10 protein-coding genes are annotated in these 9,660 nt (G+C 68.7%); 4 read left to right on the forward strand and 6 right to left on the reverse strand.

Annotation, left to right across the window (positions count from 1 at the left end; all coding sequences use genetic code 11):
* The first annotated feature begins 5 nt into the window (after positions 1–5).
* From VF139_08325 to VF139_08340, 4 genes are read left to right on the forward strand one after another with little or no spacing between them, the layout of a single operon-like run.
* Positions 6–818 carry a peptidylprolyl isomerase gene (locus tag VF139_08325; protein HEX6851403.1) on the forward strand — a complete coding sequence of 271 codons (813 nt, stop codon included), beginning with the start codon at positions 6–8 and terminating at the stop codon, positions 816–818.
* Entirely contained in the window at positions 815–2,356 is a 1,542-nt protein-coding gene (locus tag VF139_08330) for a HupE/UreJ family protein (GenBank protein ID HEX6851404.1), read from the forward strand. The genes VF139_08325 and VF139_08330 overlap by 4 nt, the downstream gene beginning before the upstream one ends.
* Complete coding sequence (locus VF139_08335; GenBank protein HEX6851405.1) at positions 2,353–2,943, forward strand: HupE/UreJ family protein; 591 nt, start codon at positions 2,353–2,355, stop codon at positions 2,941–2,943. Before VF139_08330 ends, VF139_08335 begins: the two co-directional genes overlap by 4 nt.
* Before the next feature lie 25 nt (positions 2,944–2,968).
* The gene (locus VF139_08340) at positions 2,969–3,700 is read left to right on the forward strand and encodes a hypothetical protein (GenBank protein HEX6851406.1); all 732 of its coding nucleotides are present in this window, start codon (positions 2,969–2,971) and stop codon (positions 3,698–3,700) included.
* Here VF139_08340 and VF139_08345 read toward each other — a convergent pair.
* From VF139_08345 to VF139_08370, 6 genes are all read right to left on the reverse strand, one after another.
* The gene (locus VF139_08345) at positions 3,649–4,902 is read right to left on the reverse strand and encodes a cation:proton antiporter (protein ID HEX6851407.1); all 1,254 of its coding nucleotides are present in this window, start codon (positions 4,900–4,902) and stop codon (positions 3,649–3,651) included. The genes VF139_08340 and VF139_08345 overlap by 52 nt on opposite strands.
* A complete protein-coding gene (locus VF139_08350) occupies positions 4,899–5,324 on the reverse strand; it encodes a potassium channel family protein (protein HEX6851408.1) in 426 nt (141 codons plus the stop codon). The genes VF139_08345 and VF139_08350 overlap by 4 nt, the downstream gene beginning before the upstream one ends.
* 13 nt (positions 5,325–5,337) lie before the next feature.
* Positions 5,338–6,342 (reverse strand): glutaminase A, encoded by a 1,005-nt coding sequence (gene glsA / locus VF139_08355; protein HEX6851409.1) that lies wholly within the window; start codon positions 6,340–6,342, stop codon positions 5,338–5,340.
* Positions 6,342–7,535 (reverse strand): DcaP family trimeric outer membrane transporter, encoded by a 1,194-nt coding sequence (locus VF139_08360; protein HEX6851410.1) that lies wholly within the window; start codon positions 7,533–7,535, stop codon positions 6,342–6,344. Before VF139_08360 ends, glsA begins: the two co-directional genes overlap by 1 nt.
* Complete coding sequence (locus VF139_08365) at positions 7,535–8,572, reverse strand: amidohydrolase family protein (protein ID HEX6851411.1); 1,038 nt, start codon at positions 8,570–8,572, stop codon at positions 7,535–7,537. Before VF139_08365 ends, VF139_08360 begins: the two co-directional genes overlap by 1 nt.
* Before the next feature lie 16 nt (positions 8,573–8,588).
* Positions 8,589–9,660, reverse strand: a 1,072-nt coding sequence (locus VF139_08370) for a hypothetical protein (protein ID HEX6851412.1), incomplete at its 5' end; no start/stop codon positions are given.

Below are 9,660 nucleotides of genomic sequence, written 5' to 3' on the forward strand. Positions count from 1 at the left end.
GTCGATTGAAGTCCTTTCTCCGGGAGCCCCTCGTCCACTTCCTCGCGCTCGGCGCCGCGCTGTTCCTCTATTTCCACTGGAGCGGCGGCGCCGGAGCGGGGTCGGGGCGGATCGTCCTCACCTCGGGGCAGATCGATCACCTCGCCGCGGGGTTCGCGAAGGTCTGGCAGCGGCCGCCCACCGAAGCCGAGCTCAAGGGGCTCGTCGACGACTGGGTGCGGGAGGAGATCGCGGTCCGCGAGGCGACGGCCGCCGGCCTCGATCGGGACGACACGATCGTGCGGCGACGCCTTCGGCAGAAGCTCGAGTTCGTCGCCGAGGACGTCGCCGCCGCCGTACCCCCGACCGAAGCCGAGCTCCAGGCGTGGCTCGACGCGCACCCCGACGCATTCCGGCGCGAGCCGGAGACGGCCTTCGAGCAGATCTACTTCCGGGAGGAGCGATCCGCCCGCGCCGCCCTCGAGGCCGTCCGGCGGGGGGGCGACCGGGAACGGTTCGGCGACCCGACGCTGCTCCCGGCGGAAATGGAACGCTCCGCGCGCGCGGTCGTGGCGTCGGTGTTCGGACCGGAATTCGCCGCCGCCGTCGAGTCGCTCCCGGAAGGAGCCTGGTCGGGACCGATCGCGTCGTCCTACGGGTGGCACCTCGTGTTCGTCCGCGAGCGGATCGCCGGCTCCCTCCCGGCGCTCCCCGGGATCCGCGCGGAGGTCGAGCGGGAGTTCCTCGCCGACCGCCGCGTCCGCCAGCTCGACGGGATGTACGAACGACTGCTCCGGAAGTACACGGTCGTCGTCGAGAAGCGGGAATTGCGGCCGTGATCCGGAGGACCCTGCTCGCGCTCGCCGTCGTCGCCACGGGAACCGCGCAGGCGCACGAGGTGAGGCCCGGCTTCCTCGAGCTGCGCGAGCGGGCGCCCGGAAGCTACGACCTGCTCTGGAAGCGCCCGACCGGCGGCGAGGTGGAGATCCGCATCGCCCCCGTCGTCCCCGACGGCTGCACGCTCTCGAGCCCCGACCGCCAGCAGCTCACGCCGGGCGCGGTGCTCGTCCGCGGAACGCTGACGTGCGAGGGCGGGATCGCCGGAAGGTCGCTCCGCGTCGCGGGGCTGGAGACGACGGTGACGGACGTGCTCGTCCGGATCCACCACGCCGACGGCCGGCTCGAAAGCCACCTCCTCCGCCCCGCGATCCCTTCGGTGACGCTGGGCGCGCGGACCACGGGACTCCAGCGCTCGTGGTCGTACGCGCAGCTGGGCGTGCAGCACATCCTGCTCGGCGTGGATCACCTGCTCTTCGTGCTCGGGTTGCTGCTGATCGTCTCGGACCGCTGGATGCTGGTCAAGACGATCACCTCGTTCACCGTCGCCCACAGCCTCACGCTCGCGATCGCAACCCTCGGGTACGCCTCCGCCCCGCTGCCGCCGCTCAACGCGGCGATCGCGCTTTCGATCCTCTTCCTGGGCCCCGAGATCGTCCGCGTTTGGCGCGGCGAGACGAGCTTCACGATCCGCCACCCCTGGGTCGTCGCCTTCGCGTTCGGCCTGCTGCACGGTTTCGGGTTCGCGAGCGGCCTCTCCGCGATGGGGCTCCCGAAGGCGGAGATCCCGCTCGCGCTGCTTCTTTTCAACGTCGGCGTCGAGATCGGCCAGGTCGCGTTCGTGGCGCTCGTCCTGCTCCTCGAACGGTCCTTCCGCGCGCTCGAGATCCGCTGGGCCCGCTGGGTCGAAGCGCTCCCCGGGTACGCGGTCGGCTCGCTCGGAGCCTACTGGACGATCCAGCGGGTGGCCGCCCTGCTCACGGTGCTGTTCGTCACCTCCCCCGCGTGGGCGCACGCGCAGCAGGGGCAGGCGGCGGGGTTCGCCTCCGGGGTGGGCCATCCCCTTTCCGGGCTCGACCACGTCCTCGCGATGATCGCGGTCGGGTTGTGGGGCGCCCAGCTGGGCGCTCCCGCGATCTGGCTGCTGCCGGTGACCTTTCCGATGGTGATGGCGATCGGCGGGTTCCTCGGTCTCGTCGGGCTCCCGATCCCCGGCGTCGAAGTCGGGATCGCGCTCTCGGCCGTGTCGCTCGGGGCGATGGTGGCGCGGGAGGCGCGACCGCGACTCGGGATCGCGGCGGCGCTCGTGGCGTTCTTCGCGATCTTCCACGGCCATGCCCACGGCACCGAGCTCCCGCCGGGCCAGAGCGGCCTCCTCTACAGCGTCGGTTTCGTGATCGCGACCGGTTGCCTGCACGCGATCGGGATCGGCATCGGACTCGTCCATCGCTGGCGGTGGGGACGCACGGCGCTGCGCGTCGCGGGGGCCGCGGTAGCCCTCGCCGGCGTCTTCTTCCTGTGGCGCGCCTTGGCATCATGAAGAAGGTCGTCGTCGCGACGTCGCTTCTCTTCTGGTGCGGGACCGCGCACGCGCACCTCGTGAACACGGGGCTGGGTCCGGTCTACGACGGGGTCTCGCACCTGTTCGTGACCTTCGACGACCTGCTTCCCGTGGTGGCGATGGCGATGCTGGCGGGACTCAACGGCCCCGCCGCAGGCCGGAGGACCCTGTTCGCGCTTCCGGTCGCCTGGTTTGCCGCGGGCCTCGCCGGGCACCTCGGCGGGACGGCGTTCCTTCCGGCGGGGATCACGTCGATCTCGTTGCTCGCGCTCGGGATCCTGACCGCGGCGGATCGACGTCTGGCTCCCGGCGTCGTCACGGCGATCGCCGCGCTGCTCGGGGCCCTGCACGGCTGGCGGAACGGGGCGGGCCTCGCCGCCGCGGGACGGGAGGCGAGCGGTCTCGTCGGGATCGCCGGCGCGGTCTTCGTGCTGACGGCGCTTCTCGGCGCGGCGATCGTGTCGCTGCGGCCTCCCTGGACGCGCATCGCGGTGCGCGCGGCGGGGAGCTGGATCGCGGCGATCGGACTGTTGTATCTGGGTTGGGCCTTGAGCGGCCGTCTATGATGCGTTGCTTCCCGAGGAGGAATCGATGAAGCTCCGGTCTCTCGCGACCTTCGTTCTGCTCGCCCTCGCCGCCCCTGCCGTCGTCGCCGGCGAGTACAAGCACTCCCTGTCGGTGTATTTCCTCGGCGCCGGCATGGACGGCACGACCGCCGTGGGACCCGTGGAAGCCGATGTGAACGTGGGGTTCTCGGACATCCTGGAGAACCTGGAGTTCGGCGCCATGGCCGCCTACCGCGTCGAGCGGGACCGGTGGGTCGCCACGGCCGACTTCATCTACATGGGCCTCGGCGCCACGAAGGACTCCTCCGGGGGCTTCCTGAAGGCCGACGTCGACCTCACGCAGACGATGTTCGAGGTCGACGGTGCGTACAAGCAGACCGACCGGCTCGAATGGCTGTTCGGCCTGCGTTACAGCAGCATCGACACGGAGATCGTGCTCACCCCCGACCTCGGACCGGTCGTCGAGGCCGACGCGAAGGCGGACTGGATCGACCCCGTCGTCGGCGCACGCTGGATCCGTCCCATCGGAGCGAAGTGGGCGTTCGTGGGGCGCGCGGACGTCGGCGGATTCGGCGTCGGCTCCGACTTCGCGTGGCAGGCGATCGCGCGGTTCGACTGGAAGGTCTCGGAGAAGCTCGCCGTCACGTTCGGCTACCGCGCCCTCGACGCCGACTACGAGGACGGCGAGGGATCGAGCCGATTCCTCTACGACGTCCTGACGACGGGCCCCGTCGCGGGGGTGACCTTCTCGTTCTGATCCCGGCGCTCCGGCGCGTCGGGGGGCATGCCCGCGACCGAGCGCGCGTAGAGCCCGATCCCGGGCGCCGCGCTCAGGCCGTGGGCGAAGATGCTCAGCAGGACGGTCATCATCACGGCGAGCCGCACGGCCGGCGCGACGTCCGCCTGCCCGACCTCCTCGAGGTAGACGAGGCCGAGCACGATCGAGGCGAGCCCACGGGGCCCGAACCAGCCCATGAAGACGACGGTCGCCCGGCGGAGGCGCGTTCCCGCGAGGGCGATCGCCACCGGCAGCATCCGCACGACCGTGAGGCTCGAGACGGCGTAGACGACCACGCGCGCGTCGAACCGCCGCCACGCGCCCGCGACCAGGAGACCGAACAGGAAGAACACCGCGGAATTCAGGACCTGGCCCCACTCCTCGGTGAACTCGACGCTGTGCCGCCCCGCGTCGGGGTACGGCACCTGCACGGCGAGCCCGGCGACGAACGCGGCGATGAACATGCTCGCCCCCACCGCGTTCGACGCGAGCACGCACGCCAGGGGCAGCGCGACGACGCCGATCTGCCGCGACGCGTCGGCCATGAAGCCCCGCCGGGTCGCGACCGCGAGCAGCCATCCGCCGCCCCCGCCGATCGCCAGCCCCACGAGCGCGCCGTATCCCAGCTGCTCGACGACGAAGGGCAGGAGTCTCGCCCCGCCCCCGGTGGAAAGCGCCATGAAGAAGAGCAGGAACGGCACCGAGAGGCCGTCGTTGAGACCCGCCTCCACGTTGAGCGCCTGCCTCACCCGCGGCGGCACCTTCGGACTGTTCACGATGATCTGTCCGAGACCCGCGTCGGTCGGCGCGAGGATCGCCGCGAGGATCCCCGCCTCCCATACCGAAAGCTGCGGAAAGAGGAGCTTCGCCGCGGCCGCCCCGAGCGCGATCGTCAGCAGCATGCCCGTGCTCAGGAGGCGGACCGGCAGGTTCCGGATGCTCCGCAGCAGCTTCAGGTCGACGCGACTGGCGTCCGCGAACAGCAGGAGGACGAGGCCGACCTCCGCCACGGTGAGAAGGACGGGGAGGGCGCGATCCCCGTCGAGCGCGGGGATCGACTCCGTGAACAGGAACCCCGCCCCGGCGAAGAGCATCGGGGCCGTGACGACCGTCCCCTCGAGTTTTCGCGACACGAGGCTGTAGGCGAACAGGAGAGCCAGGAACAGGACGAGGGCGCTCAACGCGCGGGACCCTCGAGCCGATAGAACCGGTTCACGACCGCGAAGAAGAAGCCGGTCGACCAGCCGCACATCAGGATCCCGGTCAGTCCCTCGACGCCGGCGGTGAGGCGCAGCGACTCCGGCGGAACGAGGTCACCGTAGCCGACGGTCGTGTACGTCACGACGCTGAAGTAGCCGCAGGCCTTCGGGTCCGGGAACGCCCCCTGCAGGGAGTAGAAGGTCGCGAAGACGAGGACCTCGGCGACGTGCGCGAGGACGAGGTACCCCGCGAGGCGGATGAGCAGCCACGTCGTCGGCCAGAACCGCCCCTCCCTCACGGGGATCATCCGCGGAAGCCGGCGGATGACCCACGTGAGGGTGACGGAATGGATGACGACGCAGCTCGCGAGGAGCAGCCACGCCCAGAGCAGGTCGCGAAGCACCGTCGCCTCGCCCTCAGCGAGGTTTCGGCGCCAGGGGATTGCCCCCCAGCGCGTTCGACACGTCCGCGATCGCCTTCTGCGCCTTGACGCTGTTCCCAGCCTTGTCGAGCGGCGGCGAGATCACCGCGATCCCGAACTTGCCCGGAGACACCGCGAGGATGCCGCCGCCGACGCCGCTTTTCGCCGGGAGACCGGTCGCGTAGAGCCACTTCCCGGTGTCGTCGTACAGGCCGGCGGTCGCCATGACCGCGAGGACCTCGGGAACGTTGTCGGCCTTCATGACCTGCTTCCCGGTCACGGGGTTCTTGCCGCCGTTGGCGAGGGTCGCCGCCATCACGGCGAGGTCCTTGGCGTTGACGCTGATCGCGCACTGCTCGGTGTAGATGTCCGTCGCCCGGAGCGGCTCGGCCTTGATGTGCCCGTAGGCGTACATCAGCATCGAGATCGCCTGGTTGCGCTGGTTGGTGTCGGCCTCCGACTTGAAGACTTCCTGGTTGACCGCGAGCGTCCGGCCCGCGAACGCCCCGTGCCAGTCCAGGATCTTCTTCCAGATCTCCGCGCGGTCCTTCCCGGAGACCATGCTCGTCGCGGTGATGGCGCCGGGGTTCACCATGGCGTTCATCTCGGCGCCCTTGTACTGCTCGACGGCGTTGATCGAGTTGAACACCTGCCCGGTGGCATCGACGCCCATGTTGTCGCGGATCGCGTCGACGCCCTGTTCCTCCATGACGAGGGCCATGGTGAAGACCTTCGAGATCGACTGGATCGACACCTCGGACTTGATGTCGCCGATCGAGTAGACCTTGCCGTCGACGGTTACGAGCGCGATGCCGTAGATGTTGGAGTCGACCTTGGCGAGGGCGGGGATGTAGTCGGCGTTCGCCCCCTCCTTCAGGTTCTTGTACTTCTCGTAGGCGGCCTTGAGCGCCGCGTCGATCTCCGCGGGGGTCTGGGCCCAAGCCGCGGGCGCGAGCACGAGCGCGAACGCGGCGAGGGCAACCATCGTGCGACGGAACATCACTTGCCTCCCATCGTGTGGCCGAAGGAGTACTTGGCCGAGAACTGGATGCGGAAATCGTCCGAGCTGAATCCGTCGGAGTTGTTCTCGCGCTTGCCCCACTGGAGCTCCGGCCCGAGCATCACGTTGGCGACCGGATAGTAGAGGAGATTCACGAGGGCGTATTGCCCCTTCTTGAACGCGCTGGGCGCCTGCCCGTCGCTGTTGTCGATGTCGACCATGGAGTAGCCGATCGTGCTCGTGAGCTTCTTGCTCCAGGAGTAGTCGAAGAACAACACGATGCCGAGGATCGGCAGCGGCTCGCCGATGTCGTTGATGTCGTTGGTGATGCCGATGTCGACCGGCGCGTCGTTCATGTAGTTCTGAATCCCTTCGCCGTAGACGACCGACGCCCGGAGGGTGTCCTCGGCGAACTTGAGGTTCGTGCTGAGGTTCACGCCCCAGCCGACCGCGTCTCCCGACAGGTCGAGGGGCTGGGCGCCGAGGTCGTCCCACTCGATCCACCGCACGATCCCCGCGGCCTGGAAGTGACCCCACCCGCGGTTCATCCGGTACTGGGCCGACACGTCCGGGAGCGGGAACCGCGCCTGGACGTCCTGGAGCTCGACGCGGTCGGAGTACACGCCGCCGTCGCCGGAGGCGCCCGGACGCTCGAGGGCGACCATGAACACGTTGTCCCCCGAAACCGGCGTCCACCGCAGCTGGATGTTGCGGAAGAAGACCATGCCGTTGGGTCCCCAGTACTCGATCGAGTTCGGGAACACGTCGGGATCCATGAAGGGGCTCCAGGTCTGTCCCGCACCGAACTTGCCGAGCTCGCCCCACGCGTGGCGCAGGCGGAAGGTCGTCTGCCCGGCGTCGACCCCCGTGCCGAACAGCTCGAACTCGAAGATCGTCTTCAGCTCCCCGACGCTCGTCGGCGTCCACGATTTCACGCCCAGGCGGCTCTGCCGGACGCCGGCGAAGAACCGGCCGTCCGTGCCGAACTCGTCCTCGAACGACGGCAGCTTCGTCGGCCGCACCACGTCGTACCAGTCCGGATGGTTCTGACCCGACTGGTACCCCATGTCGAGCATCGCGAAGCCGTAGAGGTCGACCCGCGTCTTCGCCGCGGGGGCGTCCTCGGCCACCACACCGGTGGACGCCGCAAGCGCCAGCAGCGCCGTCGCGCAGATCCAGGACCGCATGTTCATCACCTTCCTCCTTGCTTGACGTTGGCCTTCTCCCAGGCCCGGACCTTCGCCCTCGCCCGGTCGAAGAGGCGCTCGTAGTTGACTTTCAGCAGCTTCTCCTTCGCGTCGGGAGCCAGCTGCGCGAACAGCGGCGCGTACAGGTCGTAGACCTTGAGGTACTTCTCCTGGCTTTGCGGCGCGACCTCGTCGGTCCCGAAGAGGAACCGGTCGGGGAACCGGTTGATGAGCGCCGCGGTCCGCGCGAGCCCTTCCGGCGTCGCGAGGACGTACTTCGCGGTCTCGTCCCAGGAGATGTCGAGGAACACGTGAGCGAGCGCGGGATCGGCGAGCGCGCGCTCGATCATCCCGAGCTGGTCGGTGACGGGATGCACGATGCGGCCGACGCCCATGTGCGCCCAGATGACCGTCGTCGCCGGGTGCCGGCGGAGGAGCTCCCCGAGCTGCCGGACCGGCCACGGATCCTGCCCGGGCTTCGGGAACGGCATGTCGACGTCGTTGTGGAGGATGACGACGAGCCCCACCTCGCCGGCGAAGTCGAGGACCCGGTCGAGGGCCGGGTTCGTGAGGCTCGCGGTCTCCCCGGCGATCTTGGACGAAACGAACTCCTTGTGGATCGTGAACTCGCCGATCCCCGAGAAGACGCCGGGGAAGGTGGTCAACACGCGCCGGATGTGGTCGACCGCGTACATGTCGGCGGGGTTGAATCCGGTGATCATCGGGTCGAGGCGCGCCTGCTCCACGGGCGACAGCGACTTGTAGGCCATCGCGATCCATGCGTCGGTGAACGAGTAGTAGTAGAGCGGCGCATCGGACTGGAGGTAATACGTCGGCGCGAAGTCGCCCGAGTTCCCGTACGACCACGTCTGCTGGAGCGGGATGCCGAAGAGGGTCGATCGGCCGACCTTCGTTCCCATGATCTTCAGGAAGTCGCGGACGTCGGTCCCCTGCTGGACGTAGTTCGTGAGGTGGAAGTGGGCGTCGTGCAGCTCGTACGACGGCGCCGCGAGCGCGGCCGCGAAGAGCAGGCTCGTCACCATGGGCGACCTCCTGACCTCAGAAGTTCATCTCGAAGTTGAGATGGTAGACGTCCCCGTTTCCCCCCACGGGATAGGGAACGGCGGTGTATCCCACGGGACACTTGCTCAGGTGGAGCCACTCGGCATTGAGCCGGAGCCCGCGCTTCTTCATCGGATACCAGTTCATGCCCGCCCGGAGCTCGGAGCCGTCGCCGTAGCGGCCGAGGATCTCGGACGCCCCGACGTAGAACTGAAGCACCCCCGGGACCGCCATCGCGGAGGCCTGGACCTGGTATCCGTGGTCGTCGATGTCGGCGATTCCCGCGTCGGCGACTCCGGGACCGGTCAGCTCGCTCAGTGTGCGCCAGTAGTACTCCGCCTCCAGCGCGAATCCCTTGTACTTGACCCCGGCATCGACGCTGGTCATGTCGTAGGTCACTTTCTCCACGGCGATCCCCGTGCCGAAGAGATCGGGAGTGAAGATCACGCTGCCGTCGGTGAGGCGAATCTGGCTGTTCTCGATGCCGTTGGTCCCCGGCTGGCTCTGCTTGTCCTCGCGGCTGTGCGTGAAGTGCAGACCGAGCCGCGTCGCCACCCGCTCGTGGTAGTCGAAGTCGCCGAAGGTGCCGTAGAGACCGAACTCCCCGGTCGTCGGGAGCCACTGGAGCATGAAGGACGAGGTATTGAGGGTATTGTCGAGCTGCGACGCGCTGACGCCGAGCGTGCTCAGGTTGTTCCCGAGCATGGCCATGTATTTGAGCTTCGTCGCGATCTCGCCCTTGATCCACAGTCCGCTGGTGTAGGACCCCCGGAAGAACTCGTCCGCGATCAGCCGGTCGTCGACTCCGAGCCAGTAGGGGAACTGCCCCTCGGTGCTGCGGACGCTCGGAAGGCTCGTGATCCCGCCGCCCAGCGTCACGAAGCGGTTGAACGCGAAGCTGAGGTTTCCGGCTCCGACGACCTGCGCCGGATCCCCCTGCGAGGGGTTCGAGGACCAGACGTAGAGGTAGTAACGCATCTTCGGGTTGAGGAACCAACCGGTGAAGGGAAGGAAGAACTTGTTGAGCTGGACGTCCTCGCGCTGCGGAACGGTCTTGAGATTGCCGAAG

The organism is Candidatus Polarisedimenticolaceae bacterium (assembly GCA_036376135.1).
In the GTDB taxonomy this organism is placed as follows: domain Bacteria; phylum Acidobacteriota; class Polarisedimenticolia; order Polarisedimenticolales; family DASRJG01; genus DASVAW01.